The sequence below is a fragment of the Paenibacillus sp. J31R120 genome (assembly GCF_056269225.1).
Genome location: NZ_JBWDNN010000001.1, coordinates 1,415,760 through 1,432,022, shown reverse-complemented (window position 1 = coordinate 1,432,022; position 16,263 = coordinate 1,415,760). Strand labels below are relative to the sequence as shown.

General features: G+C 47.2%; 16 protein-coding genes, 1 rRNA gene and 1 pseudogene. 3 read left to right on the top strand and 15 right to left on the bottom strand.

What is annotated here, in order from left to right; translation table 11 throughout:
- Positions 1-209 (top strand): 23S ribosomal RNA (locus AC0YNW_RS06570); the annotation flags it as partial.
- Positions 210-340: 131 nt separating this feature from the next.
- On the opposite strand, the gene AC0YNW_RS06565 is transcribed toward AC0YNW_RS06570, so the two are convergent.
- The 12 genes and pseudogenes from AC0YNW_RS06565 to AC0YNW_RS06510 form a co-directional block, all read right to left on the bottom strand.
- Positions 341-661, bottom strand: a complete 321-nt coding sequence (locus AC0YNW_RS06565) for a hypothetical protein (protein ID WP_387478927.1) — start codon at positions 659-661, stop codon at positions 341-343.
- 69 nt (positions 662-730) lie between these two features.
- Positions 731-1,057, bottom strand: a complete 327-nt coding sequence (locus AC0YNW_RS06560; protein ID WP_475831240.1) for a hypothetical protein — start codon at positions 1,055-1,057, stop codon at positions 731-733.
- 743 nt (positions 1,058-1,800) lie between these two features.
- Positions 1,801-2,397, bottom strand: a complete 597-nt coding sequence (locus tag AC0YNW_RS06555; RefSeq protein WP_475831239.1) for a chloramphenicol phosphotransferase CPT family protein — start codon at positions 2,395-2,397, stop codon at positions 1,801-1,803.
- A 795-nt stretch (positions 2,398-3,192) separates the two neighbouring features.
- The gene (gene rpmG / locus AC0YNW_RS06550) at positions 3,193-3,342 is read right to left on the bottom strand and encodes a 50S ribosomal protein L33 (protein ID WP_475831238.1); all 150 of its coding nucleotides are present in this window, start codon (positions 3,340-3,342) and stop codon (positions 3,193-3,195) included.
- 42 nt (positions 3,343-3,384) lie between these two features.
- Entirely contained in the window at positions 3,385-4,191 is an 807-nt protein-coding gene (locus tag AC0YNW_RS06545; protein ID WP_475831237.1) for an AAA family ATPase, read from the bottom strand.
- A complete protein-coding gene (locus AC0YNW_RS06540; protein WP_475831279.1) occupies positions 4,192-4,464 on the bottom strand; it encodes a DUF3024 domain-containing protein in 273 nt (90 codons plus the stop codon).
- Between the two features lie 47 nt (positions 4,465-4,511).
- On the bottom strand, positions 4,512-4,781 hold the full coding sequence (rpsN, locus tag AC0YNW_RS06535; protein WP_475831236.1) for a 30S ribosomal protein S14: 270 nt from the start codon (positions 4,779-4,781) through the stop codon (positions 4,512-4,514).
- 103 nt (positions 4,782-4,884) lie between these two features.
- Positions 4,885-5,271, bottom strand: a pseudogene (locus tag AC0YNW_RS06530) (MogA/MoaB family molybdenum cofactor biosynthesis protein).
- A gap of 70 nt (positions 5,272-5,341) precedes the next feature.
- On the bottom strand, positions 5,342-6,616 hold the full coding sequence (locus AC0YNW_RS06525) for an MFS transporter (RefSeq protein ID WP_475831235.1): 1,275 nt from the start codon (positions 6,614-6,616) through the stop codon (positions 5,342-5,344).
- A complete protein-coding gene (locus tag AC0YNW_RS06520; RefSeq protein ID WP_475831234.1) occupies positions 6,613-7,674 on the bottom strand; it encodes a FecCD family ABC transporter permease in 1,062 nt (353 codons plus the stop codon). Before AC0YNW_RS06520 ends, AC0YNW_RS06525 begins: the two co-directional genes overlap by 4 nt.
- Positions 7,667-8,695 carry a FecCD family ABC transporter permease gene (locus AC0YNW_RS06515; RefSeq protein WP_475831233.1) on the bottom strand — a complete coding sequence of 343 codons (1,029 nt, stop codon included), beginning with the start codon at positions 8,693-8,695 and terminating at the stop codon, positions 7,667-7,669. The genes AC0YNW_RS06520 and AC0YNW_RS06515 overlap by 8 nt, the downstream gene beginning before the upstream one ends.
- 16 nt (positions 8,696-8,711) lie before the next feature.
- Positions 8,712-9,743 carry an ABC transporter substrate-binding protein gene (locus tag AC0YNW_RS06510; protein ID WP_475831232.1) on the bottom strand — a complete coding sequence of 344 codons (1,032 nt, stop codon included), beginning with the start codon at positions 9,741-9,743 and terminating at the stop codon, positions 8,712-8,714.
- 969 nt (positions 9,744-10,712) lie between these two features.
- Between AC0YNW_RS06510 and AC0YNW_RS06505 the strand changes: the two genes are divergently transcribed.
- Entirely contained in the window at positions 10,713-11,054 is a 342-nt protein-coding gene (locus AC0YNW_RS06505) for a hypothetical protein (protein WP_475831231.1), read from the top strand.
- A 214-nt stretch (positions 11,055-11,268) separates the two neighbouring features.
- On the opposite strand, the gene rsiV is transcribed toward AC0YNW_RS06505, so the two are convergent.
- The 3 genes from rsiV to AC0YNW_RS06490 are packed head-to-tail and all read right to left on the bottom strand — an operon-like array spanning position 11,269 to position 14,459.
- The gene (gene rsiV, locus AC0YNW_RS06500; protein ID WP_475831230.1) at positions 11,269-12,126 is read right to left on the bottom strand and encodes an anti-sigma-V factor RsiV; all 858 of its coding nucleotides are present in this window, start codon (positions 12,124-12,126) and stop codon (positions 11,269-11,271) included.
- A gap of 2 nt (positions 12,127-12,128) precedes the next feature.
- Positions 12,129-12,635: an RNA polymerase sigma factor gene (locus AC0YNW_RS06495; protein ID WP_475831229.1), complete on the bottom strand. Its 507-nt coding sequence runs from the start codon at positions 12,633-12,635 to the stop codon at positions 12,129-12,131.
- A 9-nt stretch (positions 12,636-12,644) separates the two neighbouring features.
- Positions 12,645-14,459: an acyltransferase family protein gene (locus tag AC0YNW_RS06490; protein WP_475831228.1), complete on the bottom strand. Its 1,815-nt coding sequence runs from the start codon at positions 14,457-14,459 to the stop codon at positions 12,645-12,647.
- 242 nt (positions 14,460-14,701) lie between these two features.
- Here AC0YNW_RS06490 and AC0YNW_RS06485 point away from each other — a divergent pair, with 242 nt between their 5' ends.
- Positions 14,702-15,829 carry a stalk domain-containing protein gene (locus AC0YNW_RS06485; RefSeq protein WP_475831227.1) on the top strand — a complete coding sequence of 376 codons (1,128 nt, stop codon included), beginning with the start codon at positions 14,702-14,704 and terminating at the stop codon, positions 15,827-15,829.
- The last annotated feature ends 434 nt before the right edge of the window (positions 15,830-16,263 follow it).

The following is a 16,263-nucleotide window of genomic DNA, read 5'->3' as shown; positions in this document are numbered from 1 at the left end:
CTGGTGTACCAGTTGTTCCGCCAGGAGCACCGCTGGGTAGCCAAGTACGGACGGGATAAGCGCTGAAAGCATCTAAGCGTGAAGCCCCCTTCAAGATGAGATTTCCCAATTCGTAAGACCCCTTGAAGACGACGAGGTTGATAGGTTCGGGGTGGAAGCACAGCAATGTGTGGAGCTGACGAATACTAATCGGTCGAGGGCTTATCCTACTGCTAAGGATGATTGAATAGTTACTTTCGTATCCAGTTTTCAGGGTGCAAAATCCATTTAAAAAACCACCATTAGGTGGTTTTTTATCGTGTAGATGTAATTTCTAATTTTTTTTTAACGTTACATCATATTAAATAGGTTTGATTGTAACCGTAAAATTTTTCTTTTGAGTTAAGGGGGATTTCACCTCACAAATATAAAAAGTATTAGAGTCAACATAGGCTAACCTAGAGCCATTTCTAACCTCAGAAAATTTCAATTCATCATTTCCACCTTTGTCGATTGCTAAGCTGAACGTAAGATCATTGTTTATTACGCCGTCAACCGTCACTTCAATGTCCATGGATGAGCAGGAGCTGAACCATTTCGTTGAAAAATTTCCGCTTGTTCGGCTCCTTTGATCTGTTAATTTTGTAAAACTAGAAACTACGATTGCAATAGGTCTGCTCATTCTCGTTCCTCCTATACAAAATCAATCTTTAATAGAAAATCGTCCTTCATTCATGGAATAGCTTTATTTCTAATTAGCCACATAAGGATTAATTGTAACCTTAAAATTTTTGTTTGGTGGACATTGTTTTACTATAATATAAAGTGAATTGCTCTCGATATACGATAATTGTGTGTTGTTGCGTACATTATCAGCTCTTACAGGGTCGCTGCCGCTCTTATCTTCCGCGATTTTAAAGACGATCGTATCATCAATCTTACCGTCAACTGTAACTTCCACGAGCATTTGATGAGCACCTCCAAACCAAACAGTCGAGAAGTTGCCGCTGGAACGGCTGCCTTGGCCTGGTAGAGGCTTTGGATCCGATACAATGATTCCTATAGATCTATCTGCCATAAATAATCCTCCTTCTACTTGTGGTAATTACACTTCGAGTGTATTCATCCAAGGATTTTGATATTACAGAAATTGGTTCAAATACGAAATCCTGAGATCGACTGTACATATGTAGCTAAGACAACTGTGACTGCAGATCCGAATGCTGTTCAATACGACAACGAAACATATGATGATACACCAAAATGAATTGGCATATCGAGTAGTAAACCTAAATTTTCTAGTGTCCAATTTTGGGATGTCACGCAAGCAGAAGCGATACTTTAAAATGGGTTTAGAAGAAACCAACTAGTTAAGAATCCTCGTTAAAGAAACATGGCTAATTGATGAAAGTCCTGTATACATTTAGATAGAATCTAAAATTGCAACGTAGGCTAGTAAGGTCAACTGGGATAGTTTATCATTTTTCTAAAGAGAGAAAAGAAAAAAGAGAAAAGTGTCAGTAAAAAAATAAAATGCAAAAACAAAACACGGGATTGTGACACAATTCATAAAAACATGGATATCGAATGAACCAGCTTTGTTACGAGGTTTCACTTCATACTTGTTCACAAAACTCGTATTTTGTACATATGTCTGTAAGAATACTCAAAGCCTTTTGCATCAAGACTTCTTATATGATGTGCCACATTATATAGGTTTGTTTATGAGTTGTTCTCCTCGTTTGAAATACTAAGTTGTTTTTCTTATGTAGTTTATCCTCGCAGCTTGGTTTTGTGTCTCGGGATTCGTGCCTTTCAACTTCATCCTGGAGTGGTCGCATTTCTTTTACGTAATTTTTTAAATACCGAGTATTCCTTATTGGACTTAATAAAACTTAATATCTTTTCCGCACATTCTGTTGGATTCATCTCTTCCGTATTTACTTCGAGGTCATATTCATCAAAGCAATATACTTTGCTAAACTGTGAGGCTACTAGTCCAATCCGTCTATCTCCTCTTGTTTGCTCTCTTCTTATGAGTTCTTCTTTCGAGCATATTACACCTATAAATAACGTAGGCTGATCCAAAAATTGAACAAGAAACTCATTAAACCTCTTGTCATTGTCGATTACGGTATCTACTATTACATTAAAACCTAGTTCTGATAACAATTTAATTGTCGAATGGTACACTGAGAATACTGAATTATCAATTATTTGCGAGACAACTTGATGATCTATTTCTCTTGGAGGTTCATCTGGAAATTTATTATTAATAAAATCATTGTAATTTTTAAAAAAATCATCAATTGATAAATGATAAAAAGGAATCTCCTTCTGATTTATCAGTTCAGTCGATATGGAGGACTTTCCAGAACTTGAAGTTCCATTTAGATAAACTAATATCCCTTGCTTCAATTTAATCATCCCTTCAAAAAATAATCTTTGCATATTTTTCAGATACGTTATATTCACAAAGTTTATAAAACTATCCATCTCAGAAAATATTCGAGAAACGATTGAATTATCCTGCCTGTTAGCTGAACGCCGCCGCACCAGTATAGAACTTTATTTTCACCAGATACGTACGGCGTAACTAATGTTTACTGGTGCTTTTCAAATTCTTCTTTCAACCAGAGCTTATTATTCTGTGCGATGTATTGCTCTGATTGGATTAACAACTCCACAAGCTCTGACTTTGAAAGCTTCATATACCGCCTTCTAACGCGTTCTATATCTCGGTCTTCCTTAACGTATAAATGGTTTCTTCTCATCATCAAATACGATGAGTCTGTACTTACTAACTGTCCCCTCTGGACAATATTGATGAAAATAGCTCCTCATATTTCCCCCTTAACTAACCGTTCAAAGGCAATAAAAAAAGGCCACTCCCGATAACAAAAAGGGACGCGCCAATATCATGTGACACATTATATGAGAATACAGGTCTAGCATAGCTTCATCAATCAAACTTATAACTCATTACTCGTCTGTAGATTTGTGACACAAACATTACCTTAAAAGGGTTCTACATAATAGTCATGCATAAATATGTAGAACCCCTTATTTTATATGATTTGCGTAAGTTTAGTTCTTAATAACATTTGTCTCGAACTTTATTTTTTCAGTCTACAACTTTCTTTTCTATCGACTTTCCATAACTCCACCCTAACCAACTGAGCCGCTATCTTCTCGTGGTTATACTGTCCCGTATTAGCGAGTTTCCCTATGAATCGTATATTTTTTTAGCCGCGGCGAATACTTCTTTATCTCCAACCGCTCGGGCGTTCTGCGTTTGTTTTTGGTCGTCGTATAGTTGCGGTCTCCGCTTTCCGTGCAGGCCAACGTAATAATAACTCGCATCGCTTATCCTCCTTTCCTTTAAAACGTGCTGAACGCAACATTTCAACACGTCTTGGGCTGGTATTCGGCCAAAGCCTCGTCAATATGAGCCGTTCGGAGGCGACGATCCTCAATAATCGCCTTCCTCTTGGCCTTAAGCACAATTTGATCCATATCTGCATAGCTGCAGCCAATCAGCCGCTCCGAGGCGATGGCCTGAACGCCTTCCTCATGCCCGAATTCGCCAATCAGGAGCGAAATATATTGCTCTCTACCCGCTTCATCCGGCAAGCTGTACGCCATCTTCGTGTCGAAGCGGCGCCAGATCGCGTTGTCGAGCTCCGTCTCCAAATTCGTTGCGGCCATAAAGATACTGTCGCCCTCGAATTCGTCCAGACATTGAAGCAGCGTATTGACGACCCTGGCCATTTCTTTTACTTCATCGTTGTTTTCCCGCGTTCTTGCAATAGCGTCGAATTCGTCCAGGAACAGCACGCAGGGCGTTGCCTTCGCATATTCGAATATTTTGCGCACGTTGCTCGCCGTCTCCCCCAAATGGCTGTGAATAATTGCATCCAGGTTCACCAGAATGAGGGGCAGCTCCAGCCGGGACGCCATATAGAAGGCGGTCAGCGTCTTGCCTGTGCCGGGAGGACCGAACATGACGACCTTATTCGGAATAGGCACCTCATGTTGCTCGAACCTCTCCTTCATCCCCAAGATCGTAATGAATTCCTCAACGATCTGCCGGTTCTGGGAAGGCAAGACGATCCGCTTCACTTTCCTTGTACATTCTTTTGCCGCGTAATAAGCGGCCATGTCGATTCCTTTGGCTCGCGGTAGCCGCGCATTCGATGCCGTTTTGCCCATCTAGCATTCTCCCTTGATGATAATTGCGCCGCTCGCAGGCGGGTCATGCCACCCTCGTCGCTCACGATATCCAGAACAAGCCTTCCAGATCCATCTCCACCTGCTCGAGCTGACGCTCGAAGTCGGGATCCGGCTGTATGGCGGGAGGACGGGGACGAAGGCCCCGTCCTCCCGCCTTGCATACACGCGCCAGCTCCCCGCGTCCAACCGGAATTGCGCGATGACGACGCGGCTCCACTCCCGCTCCGGATAGGACGGCCTTCTCTCGCACAAGGTCAAGATGTTGCCGTTCCACTCATAAACCAATCTGACCTGCGCTATTACCAGCTGGACTTCTTGATGCCCGGAATTTGGCCTTTGTACGCCAGCTCCCTGAACACGATGCGCGATACTTTGAACTTGCTCAGGTAGCCATGCGGCCTGCCGGTCACTTCGCAGCGGTTGTGCAGGCGAGTCGGCGACGCATCCCTCGGCAGCTTGCTTAGACCTTCGTAATCCTTGTTTTCCTTCAGCTGTTTTCGAATTTCCGCATATCGGGCTACAATAGCGCGTCTTTTCATTTCTTTGACAACCCTCGATTTTTTGGCCATATCGATCTCCTCTTTTATTTGTAATAATTACGATTAATTATAATCGACCATCTTCAAATTGCAACCCCTACGACGCAGCGAATTCATTTTGTTACTTAAAATCCTAATTAATTTCCCTCATGACATGCCTCAGCTCCGGCACGATAATTCGGCTGACCGCCAAGCGAACCGCTCGGGAGGAGCCCGGCATGGAGAATACGGCCTTCCCGATTTCCTCCGCGTAGCTCAAGCAGCGGAACAATTCACCAAAGCCGTGCATCTCCTATCCAGCAAATCCCTCACTGCTTCATAGGTGGGTCCAGCATGGCGATTCCCGTTCCTCCGTTCAACAGAATCGTCTCGACGGATTCATGCGCTAGCCGCCGCATAATCGTCTTGAACGATCCGGTACGCGCTTACAACGTATCCCGCTGTCTCCCAGCAGTTCGTGCATCAGCATTCCGCTCTTGTCCAACTGCTGCGTTCTCGTATCCGACACGATAATAATTATGCAGCAGACTGATGCGGGACTTTCCTTGCGATGTTTTTAAACGGACGTTTCGGTCATATCGATCTCTCCTTCAATCGTTATCGTCATAAGTTGCATCGCTGCGCAGCGGCGTACGCAGCGCAATAGCGAACAAGAGGAGCATCAGCGCCGAGAGGAGCGCAAAGGTCGGCTGAGCGCCGATGCTCGCGGCGGACAATCCGCCGAGCAGCGCGCCGAATGGCGACCCGCCATAAGCGATCATCCGGCCGCCGGCATGCACTCTGCCTTGCAGATGATCCGGCGTCAGCTGCTGGCGCAAGGTGATTCCGTTCATTATAATTAGCGTACTCGCGCCGCTCCAGAGCAGATAGAATGCCGCCGCTGAAGGAAGAGTGCCGCTCATAGCGAAACCGAATAACGAGGCGCCGCTTCCGGCCAAGCCTGCGATCGTAATTCGCCCCGGCCGAAGCCTGGCTCGGAGACGGGGCAGACTCAGGCTTGTCAGCAGGGCGCCGAGCGAGCCGGCTGTCAGCAGCAGGCCGAACTGCGGCGCTTCGTCCGCAATGCCCAGCTCGCTTGCGGCGAACACGACAAGCAGGCCGGCCGCAGCTCCGCCGACGAAGCTGTTGCCGAAACCTAGCATTGTCAGACTGCGGATGAGCGGCTCCGCCCATATAAATCGCAGACCCTCGCGTATATCCGTCCCGAGCTTTCGCAACCGTCCCTCGGGAATTGTCTCCGAGCGAGGGCGTTCTGACTGGAACGACTGACGAATCGAAACGATCATGAATGAGGACACGAAATAGCAGACCGCCGTTACGGCAACGGCCCATTCCGCGCCCCACGCCGCGATGATCACTCCGGCAAGGAGCGGAGCCGCAATGCGAATGACAGTATCCGATGCGATAAGCAAACTGTTCGCAGCCACCAGATTGCGCCGTCCCACAAGCTGCAGCAGCGCGCCGTGACTAGCGGAGTCGAAGCCAACAAAGGCAACGGCTGCCAGGAACGACACCGCAATCATGTGCCAGGGAGAAGCGTGACCGACCAGCAAAGCAGTGGCAGGCACAGAAGCGAGAGCGGCCGCGCTGAACAAGTCGCAACCGATCATAATCCGCTTGCGGTTTCTGCGATCGGCAAACGCTCCCGCAAGCAGACCGAACAGCAAATACGGCAGACTTCCGCTGGCAGCGACCAAAGACGTGAAGATCGGCGACGAGGTCTGCTCGTAAATATAGAACGGCAGCGCCACAACCGATATTCCCGAGCCGAAGTAGCTGAGCAGATTGAAGGCGTAATAACGAGCGAAGCCCTTGCATGTCCACAAGGAAGCTTTGCTTGCAGCTGATTCCGTAAGCCGGCTCACTTCCTCACCCCCGGTCTACGCAGCAGGTAGAGGAAGAAGGGCGCCCCGAGCAGCGTCGTTACCGCTCCAACCGGCAGACTGGACAAATGATGCTCCATACCCGGCAGGACGAACGTAAGCGTGATGCTCTGCCCCGCCCAGTCGGCTGCCGTCAGCAGTACGGCGGATAGCAGCGCGCTCGCAGGGAACAGCCGGAGCGGTTGAGAGCCAACGAGCCGGCGGGCGATATGAGGCCCGATCAGACCTATAAAGCCGATCGCTCCTACCGCGGAAACCGCCGCAGCCGTCAAGGCGGCCGCAATCAGCATCAGCCGCAGCTTCATCCGGTTCACGGCAAGACCGAGCCCCGCGGCTGTCTCGTCGCCCAGCCGCAGGAGCGATGCATGCCGCGCGAGCAGCATAGCGAGGCCGAATAGCGCCAGCCCCCACGGCCATATATGACTCCAATGCGTCCACACTCTGCCGTTCAATGAACCGAAATTCCACAGCAGAATAGAGGACAGCCCATCTTGATTGCGGAGCAGCAGAAGCGATGTAGCCGACTGGATGATCGAGGTAGCTACGATCCCCGTCAAGGCTAGCCTAGCGCCGTTGTTGCCCTTTCTGCCGTTCAGTAAATAAATGATGACGACAGCAGCCATGCCGCCTGCCATCGCTGCCCACGAGAGCCCGCCGTTCGCCAGCCCTGCGCCCGGCCACCATTGCATAGCAAGCACAACGGACAGTACGGCGCCTGATGATACGCCGATCAGCCCGGGCTCCAACAGCGGATTGCGCATCACGACCTGGAGAATCGCTCCGGCCAAGCCCAGCATCGCGCCTGCAGCCATCGCCACCAGAACGCGGGGAAGCCGTAAATTCCATACGATATGCCGTGTACCGGCATCTTCCGAGACATTTAGAAGCGCCTTCACTACCTCCGCTATGGAGAAGGAGGTGCGCCCAAATGCAATATGGAGCACGAGCATCGCCGCAAGCAGCACGGTTAGCACAGCCAGAATGATGATATAGGATACGCGGAGCGAATCGCGTTCTCTGCCTATCATTCGATTAGCCAACGGGTCCGCCCCCTCTCCGAATCAGGACGTACAGCAGGAAGACGCTTCCGCCGAGCAGCGTCGTCCATACGCCGACCGGAATTTCCATTGGAGCGAACAGCAGCCTTGCAAATCCGTCTGCAGCCGACAGAAGCGCCGCCCCGCAAATCGCAGAGACGGGCAGGACAAGCCTGGCATCCGTCGTGCGAAGCATAGCCCGGGTCAAATGCGGCGCCAGCAGCGAGATATAGCCAATCGGGCCGCATTGCGCCACGGTTACCGCGACCAGCAAGGCGCAGGTCACAAGGAGCAGCATCCGAGTACGCTCGACCTTCATACCGAGCCCGGAGGCGACATCGTCGCCAAGCTGCAGAAGATTAACGGAACGCGCCAACAGCATCGCGATAGGGAGTATAATCACGAACCAGGGGATGAGGCGATCGACATGCTCCCAGCTGCGGTTGGCCAGCGAGCCTAACAAATAGGTATAGAGCAGATTGACATCGTTGCTGGTCCCAAGCGCGATAAGCACGACCAGAAGGCCGTTCAGCATGGCAGAGACGGACATGCCGACAAGCAGCATGCCAGCGGCTCCCCGGCTTCCCCTTGCCGCAAGGACAACGATCGCTCCGCCTGCCAGTCCCCCGACAAGCGCCAGCAGGGGCTGTAGCTGGAATGGCACCGGCAGCCGCAGTACCGTCAAAGCAGCTATGACCAGTGAGGCGCCTGCGGATATGCCGAGCAGCTCGGGCCCTGCCAGCCGATTGTTTAGCGTACCCTGCATCAGCGTACCGGAGGCGCCCAAAAGAGCACCGACCATCAGTCCGAGGATGTAGCGCGGCAGCCGAATTTCGCCTGCGATAATTTGCTCCAGCTCATCCCCTCCCGGGGCGAACAGGGCAGACCACACGACATCCCAGTCGAGTACGGGAGTGCCGTATTTCATTCCTGCCGCAAAGGACGCCGCAAGGATGAGCGCTAAAGCAAAGACCGTAAGAATAAGGGTTCTTCCGGCCTTCATGATTGGAGTCCGATTCGGCATATGTCTGGTCAGCCTCCTAGTACTGGTCTGGGTACAGGAAAGCCAGTGCCTCGTCCAACATAATCGATAACGAGCGCGTTCCCCGGCCATCTCCCCAGATCGGCGAGCGTACCTCGTGCACTTGACCGTTCTCTACCGCCTTCAGCTTGCTCCACAATGGCGATTCGGCCAGCTGCTCCGATACAGGCTTCGTCCCCGGACTGTAAGAATAGCTCTCGACAAAGATTATGTCGGGATTCTCGACCAGCAGCTTCTCCAGGGAATAAGGAACGCTGCCCTCTCCATATGTATCGTCCTCCGCTTTCTCGACCTTCCAAGGGTAGTTGGAAATTTCCTTCATCACTGTACCGCCGAGTCCACTGTCTGTAATGATCGAGAAGTTGACGTCGGAGCCATAAATAATCAACGCCTTCTTGTCCTTCGGTGCCTGCTCGCGAGCCGCTTCCAGCTTGTCGAGGAATCGCTGCTTGGTCACTGCCGCCTCCTCCGTTCTACCCGTCAATTCGCCGATCGTCTCGAGGAACGCAATCGACTCCTCATAGCTCTTCGGATTGCCCAGGAAGAGTGGCGCAACTCCGTTCAAGCCTTCGCGGAGCGAGTCGTGCACGCCCGAAAGGCCGATGACGAGATCCGGCGCCGCGGTCACGAGATCCTCCAGACTCGGCTCGAAGAAGCTGCCGCCGATCGAAGGGAACAACTCTCCTTCGCTTCCATAAAATTCTGGCGCGCTGGCGATGGTGCGAACGCCGCTCTCTGCAATTGCGGTCGGCTTCATGCCAAGCTCAGCCAACACGTCTACGCATAGGGATACGACGCACGCCACCTTCTCGACAGGTTTGTCGACCGTTATCGTTGCGCCCGACACGTCGGTTGCCGTCACAGACTGGAAGCTTGCCACCTCGTCCGACTTTAGCGACGGAGACGACGACTCTGCCGGGGAAGACTCTTCCGCAGTGTTAATGGCGTTGCCCGCGTTGCTTCCGCATGCCGCCAGCATAATCATCATAAGAATAAGTGCCAAGTGTATCGCTGCTTTCTTTTGTCGCATGAAAGTTAACCCCTTTGTGTTCAATTAAAAATGATATTCGACATCGCATGATCTCATACAAATCGAAATCATTTCGATTATTAATCGTAATAGTTACTATTAAAATTGTCAATGCATTTAGCACATTTTTCGTATACGACTCCAGAAACCGCTTCAATTTCGCTTTCCGATAATTGCTCCCCCAAAAATACAGCTACGTCACGCTGACCCTCCCAGGGCTCGATCTCATAGACGTCCAACGTCTATTCAATCGGCCCATATTCTTGGCCCCATGCGGCAATAGGTACATATTCTTGACATTTGCAATTGACAAGAATTTGTTCCTATAAAACAATAAAACCGCGATTTACGTGGTATTTAATCGGCCCCTATTCTTGACATCCTACAATTAATGGTTCTTAGAAAGTATTTTTTTTCTATAGATAATTTATGAGCTGCTCTCTTTTAAGTTGTAACATTTTGAATTAATCTTTCAATAATAAAAAACAACAGTCTTCGAAAATGGACTGTTGTTTTTTATTACTGTGTTGTTACACACCTCATGTTAAATCTAGATTTTACTGAAACGTTCCTTCGGATATAAACTTCAATATCTACATTAGGAAGCACTTTATCGAGCCATTATGGTAAGTACCATGCACTACGATTAAGAAAGAGTCATAATTGCATTAGCTGGATTGAGGGGCATTTTTCCATTAATGCTTTTTGCATTAATAATCAAAATATACACCTTTACTGATATTGGCAAAAATATAAACTATAGTTAGATTCGCGCAAGTAGTTTAATTATACGTGTCTGCTTTAATGAGGTTATGCCTAAAAGGGGTGATGCTTCTAAGCGTAAAACAAAAATGTGAAATCGATCATTTAGAACAGCATTAGTTGCAAAGTAAGGAAAATACAACAAGTCGCTGACAGAAATGATCTCCGATTGGATATTCTATCTCAAATTAGAGGAGATGATGTTTAATGAAGGCTCGTAAATTAGTGATGTTATTTGTTGTTGTTGTAATGTTGCTCGCATTACCGTTAAGCGCAAGTGCTAGTGACGCAGGAACGATTCAAGGACAAGGAAATCTTGTTGTTTCTGGTACTTTTGGCGGTGCTGGAACCCCATCATTATGGATCGATGTTTATAGTGTCGTTAACGGTGTAGAGACACTTGTAGGAAGTGCTGCTCAAGGGGGACAAATGTACGTGCAGAACGAATTTACTTTCACGTTTTACAACCTACCACAAGGCACTTATAAGATTACTTATTTTGTCGGTCCTAATGCAGGTGCTGATTTCACTACGATTGCGTTCTATTAATACCTAATCGAAGGTGACGATATTCAATTAGTAGCAGAAGCCCCTCGAATCGGCTGATGAATGGTGCTCTCTTGTGGATCACAGTTCAATCGGACGATCAAGGGGCTTCTCTACATTACCAGTACCATGGAGCCTTTCGGTATAAATACGTTGAATCAACGTTTGAATAGCAATAGGTAATTGACAAGAATTTGTTCCCATAAAACAAAAAAGCTTATTTTACATAATTGTGGCTGATTAGAATGTCAGAAAGGACTTTGGTCGGAATGACGAACTCTTGAACTCCCATATATCCGGGTGCTACTTCATATTTATCAAATGAAATGACAAGATGGTTATCGGAGTTAATGTAAAAACTTTGATCGGCGCGAACACTCTGGAACATTTCTATTGAAGAGTCACCCTCTTCGTTCTCTATCCAGTAAGTCTTATCAGGGTCGGCTTTCACACGCTCTTTCATTTGTTCCTTAATGTTTTTGCTAATCACTTCAATGTACTGATCATCCTTAAATAGTAAAGGAAGAGTCAATAAGATTTGATTCTTCTTATCGATTGTATCATACTTCATATTCTCGGAGGATGAACCGGTTGTCTCGACGACGTATCGGGCAATGGCGAATATATCGTCTGTATCGGTCAATACGGTATAACCCGCATCCACTCCTAGAGCAGCTTTGCTTGACTCTTCCTGGAATTGAACGTATAGCGCTTTGGCCTCCTCCAAATATTTCTCATTCAAGCCAAGCTCTAACGCTTTATCCTCGAGATTCGTGATACCTGGAACTTTTATATTGGCGTTGTGACTGTCTTCATTCACGATATACTCCCTAATGGTGAGTACCTTTATTAATGGCCCTACTCCAGGAATTGCGGAAAAGGCATTGGCTACGGACGTACTGACGTTGATTCCAATTAAAAAAAGCAGGACCGCTGCAACCGCGGCGGATATCCACCTAGAATGCGTTTTTCTCCTATAGCTTTTCTTTAAAGCTTGATTAACGATGATATCTAATTCATCTGGAATTGGAATTTGCTTATATTGTTGCTTTAACTTCTCCAGTTGATCATCCATTCTTATCGCTCCTCCTTGGACATGTAGTCTTTCATCTCACCTTTTAATACATGCAGCGCCTGATACAATCTGGTCTTGATCGTATTCACGTTCTCGTTTAACACGTCTGCCACTTCTTCGATCTTTAAGTCCTCGAAAAACCGGAGTACAATTACACTTCTATATTTCTCGGGCAGTTCCTCAAGCGTTTTTTCGATATCCATGTCCGAGTACACATCTTCCGCTCCGTTCATAAACGTCTGAAGCTTCTCATCCTCCATCGGTTGAACCTTCTTGCGTTTTCTCAAAAAGTCCAAAGAAGTATGAACGACAATACGGTAAAACCAACTCTTAACAGCACTTGGATCCTTCAGAGATGCCTTGGTTTTCATCGCTTTATAGATGGCATCTTGAACGACATCCAAAGCGTCGTCTTTATTTCTTACATAGCTGTAAGCCAGCCGATATATGCTATCTTTATTAAGCGAAATAAATTGCATGACCATGGACTTTTCATCGATATTTCTCACAATTTTTCATCACTCCTCCTGTTGTATGGCTTCAAAAACAATGGAGGCATAATACTTTGCACCTTCCAGCTTCAAATGGACGCCATCATTAGTGAAAAATGAGCCTTTATTTTCGCTGGCGGAATACCAATCCACAATCTTCGCTTTTGGAAATTCCGCTGCTACCTCTTCTAAGGTAGAGTTGACCGAATTTTGCCATTTTCGAGGAACTCGTGTGTTCACTAGCAAAATCTGTTCCATATCTCTGAGGGAGGTCAGCAATTCACGCAATTGCTTTTTGCTGAAGGCACCGTTTGTCCCTAGTTCGATGATTATTCGATCCCCAAGCTTTCCTTCCGCTTTGAGTTGGTCTACGACGTCTTGAGCCTGGGACATTTGCCTGCCTACCTTGCCATCAATGACAATACCAGGCAGCAGCTTCTCCAAATGCGGTGCAGCATCCAGAATGACGGAATCGCCTATCGCTGTTATTCCTTTGCTTGTCTCCGATTTCGATTCATCGGGTATTTCTATCGGCTTAACGGTTGACGATTCCTTGGGAACCACAGTTGGCGATGTATCTTCTATTTTAATCTCCGGAGTCACAGTGTTGATTGTCGTCTCATTGATCATTGGTTTTTCGGCATTCAAGCTGCTGGAACAAGAGATGAGAAATAAGATCAAAGCAAAGAGAGCTATTGTAAACCCATACCGAGGGTTGAAAGGAATTTTCTTCAAAAGAGTCGCTCCTGATCCACGACGGATTGGCTCCTCGATATATTTCCAAGATATAGTGGCCAACAGTAAACTCAAAATGAGCTGAAGAATAACTCTGCCTCCATTAAATCCATCCGTATTCACGCTTGGGCTCGTCAGGATAATCACGGGAAAGTGCCAGAGGTATAGACTGTATGAACGTTTGCCGATCCATCGAAGCGGCTTGCTTCCCATTACTTTGGCAACGATGCTTGCCGGATGAGCAAGTACTGCCGTGACTATTGCTGACAGAATGGAGAAAAGCATCAACCCGCCTTGATATAAAAAAGGATTATATTCATTCGATCTCCAAACCAACCAGATCATTCCTAACAAACCTACCCCGCCAACGATGTCGAGCAGCAAACGAGATTTGCCGGAAACCTCCCCGGATAGATTCCGGCTAGGCCATGCCACCGCTAAAGCCGCGCCAACAAGCAGAGCGAACGCTCGCGTATCCGTACCATAGTAGACCCGGCTTGGATCTGTGCCGGGAACGTAGATCATAGCCATCGCGAGAGCCGAAGCCGCTGCGCCGAGCAATATGAGCAGAATCAATTTGCCTCGTCGCGGCGCTATAAGTAATCCGAATGCTAAGACCAACGGCCATACGAAATAAAATTGTTCTTCAATAGCGAGCGACCAGAGATGACCGATTGGAGATGGCGGGCCAAAGCTTTCAAAGTAAGATACCTGATGAAAAATAAGCCACCAGTTGTTGAAGTACAGGACTGAGGATAAGAAATCTCCCTGCAGCGCATCAAGTCGCGGACGATCAAACAACATTAACCAAGTTCCCACAACAGCAAGCATGAACAACATCGCCGGCATCAGTCTGCGAATGCGTCGCACCCAGAAATCCCCCAGATCGATCCGTCTTTTGCTTTGCCATTGCACCATCAGTTGATCGGTAATAAGATAACCGGACAACGTGAAAAAAACACCTACTCCAAGAAGTCCACCGGGCGCCCAGGATACATTGAGATGGTATGCGATGACAGCCAATACCGATAGAGCTCTCAACCCGTCCAGTCCTGGCATGTAATGAGCTGTTCCTACACGAATGTCAGGTTTTTGTGCTTTGTTCATTGAATGTAACCTCCAGCTGATTTGCGTATTGATGCTTAGTTGTTAAACATGACGAGTACAAGACGTGCAGGGTACAAAAAAAGTTTGATTTCGGTGCAAAACTTTATTGCAGCGGAAAGTTCAACTTAAAAGAGCATTTCAATTAGAAAATGTGAATGTTTTGTGTCAGGAAAACTTTTTCATATGCATCGTCCGTCTTTACCATGCAAACTAAAAAACGAAAACAAGGAGATGGAAAGCAAATGAAAAAGAGTACTTTTCGTATTCTAAAAGTTGGTGTCGCATGTAGTGTTTTGTTAGGTGGAGCAAGCTTCGGAGGTATGGTTTCCGCAGCAGCCGGATCCGCTGTGCCAACAGTCCCAATCTCAGCGAAGATCACGAATCCCGTTACAGTTAAAGAAGAAATCCTAACATCGAGTACAACTTACCTAAAAACGAATATACACGTTCCCCAATTATCAGGCATGCAGGATACTCGATATCAAGACCAGCTCAACGATATTATCTTGTCTCACGCTCACAAAGACCTGAAGCATTGGGAAGAAGAAGCGTCGGCTGCTGCTCAGAAAGCGAATGAGAATGGGTTTACATACCATCCGTATGAGTTGACCATTCATTATGAATTGAAATCCAATGGAACCGAGGAAGGCATCATTTCGTTAGTCGTCACAACTGAAGGTGCTACCGGCGGAACGAGTATGCCGCGTGTAGACACTTACAACGTGCGCAATGTTCAGGAAGCCGCGCTTGTTACGCTGCAGGACTTTTTTGGATCCGATTATACAAAGAAGATTGATGAGCATATCTCGAAAATGATCAATGAGCAACAGGATGCCTATTTTGCAGATGAATTCAAGGGTATCCACGAAGAACAAAGCTTTTATGTTGAAAACAAGCAGGCTGTCGTTGTATTCCCGAAATACGCCATCGCTCCAGGCTCGACAGGAACACCGGAGTTCCGGATCCCGATGGAGGAGTCGAAGGCCGAAGAAGGCGCAAAGCCTGGCGATGCCATTTCCATCGTCATAAACGGCAAAAAAGCTCTCCAACCAGGGTTTATGAACGAAACTGGCAACCGGATCATGCTGCCTCTTCGTGAAGTTTCGGAAGCCCTCGGGTTTACGATTACATGGAATGCCGAAAAAAGGTCGGCAGAACTGACTAAGTCGGAGTCACCAATCTGGACACTTGTACAGGTAGGGAAGGATCAATATACCGTGAACAAGATGGCGAAGCCTCTTGGTGCTGCCCCTATCATAAAAGAAGGAACCATGTATGTGCCTGCTGACTTCTTTAAAGAAGTATTACAGGCGAATGTATGGGCGGAAGGAAAGCGGGTAACAATATCCTCCAATGGAGAAAGTTCATAAATAGCCACAACGTGGTATCGGTGGTATCCTTATGAATTAGGAGCTTCTGTGTGCTAATCTTTGGAATAAAGCTGACATATGTAAAAACAGGTCACTTCATCGTATTCACTGATACGAAGTGACCTGTTGTTTTTTCGAAGTACCTGTGTAGCATATTTGTTTGGTTTGCCGAACAAAGTGAAGAAGAGTCAATACCAAAATTAAGAAGATGCGTGGAAGAAATGCTATCTGATACTGAGAAATACCGAAAATTGAATCCTTCGAACGGCTGGGGAATTACGAAGTTGCATAGGGTCGTAATCTGTTGTTAAACTTGCTGAACAACTGGGAACATTGTTAGAGGAATCTATGATTTATTCTGGCTGTAGTAGTGCGCCCCTGACCGGCATTAGCTAGGTCAGGGGCGCTGAAACAGATAAATATTGCAACAGTCT

What these genes read in the sequence shown, in the direction of transcription:
- AC0YNW_RS06565 (WP_387478927.1), bottom strand. Translation starts at nt 661, where the DNA reads ATGAGCAGACCTATTGCAATCGTAGTTTCTAGTTTTACAAAATTAACA.
- AC0YNW_RS06560 (WP_475831240.1), bottom strand. Translation starts at nt 1,057, where the DNA reads ATGGCAGATAGATCTATAGGAATCATTGTATCGGATCCAAAGCCTCTA.
- rpmG (WP_475831238.1), bottom strand. Translation starts at nt 3,342, where the DNA reads ATGCGAGTTATTATTACGTTGGCCTGCACGGAAAGCGGAGACCGCAAC.
- AC0YNW_RS06545 (WP_475831237.1), bottom strand. Translation starts at nt 4,191, where the DNA reads ATGGGCAAAACGGCATCGAATGCGCGGCTACCGCGAGCCAAAGGAATC.
- rpsN (WP_475831236.1), bottom strand. Translation starts at nt 4,781, where the DNA reads ATGGCCAAAAAATCGAGGGTTGTCAAAGAAATGAAAAGACGCGCTATT.
- AC0YNW_RS06515 (WP_475831233.1), bottom strand. Translation starts at nt 8,695, where the DNA reads ATGCCGAATCGGACTCCAATCATGAAGGCCGGAAGAACCCTTATTCTT.
- AC0YNW_RS06510 (WP_475831232.1), bottom strand. Translation starts at nt 9,743, where the DNA reads ATGCGACAAAAGAAAGCAGCGATACACTTGGCACTTATTCTTATGATG.
- AC0YNW_RS06505 (WP_475831231.1), top strand. Translation starts at nt 10,713, where the DNA reads ATGAAGGCTCGTAAATTAGTGATGTTATTTGTTGTTGTTGTAATGTTG.
- rsiV (WP_475831230.1), bottom strand. Translation starts at nt 12,126, where the DNA reads ATGGATGATCAACTGGAGAAGTTAAAGCAACAATATAAGCAAATTCCA.
- AC0YNW_RS06490 (WP_475831228.1), bottom strand. Translation starts at nt 14,459, where the DNA reads ATGAACAAAGCACAAAAACCTGACATTCGTGTAGGAACAGCTCATTAC.
- AC0YNW_RS06485 (WP_475831227.1), top strand. Translation starts at nt 14,702, where the DNA reads ATGAAAAAGAGTACTTTTCGTATTCTAAAAGTTGGTGTCGCATGTAGT.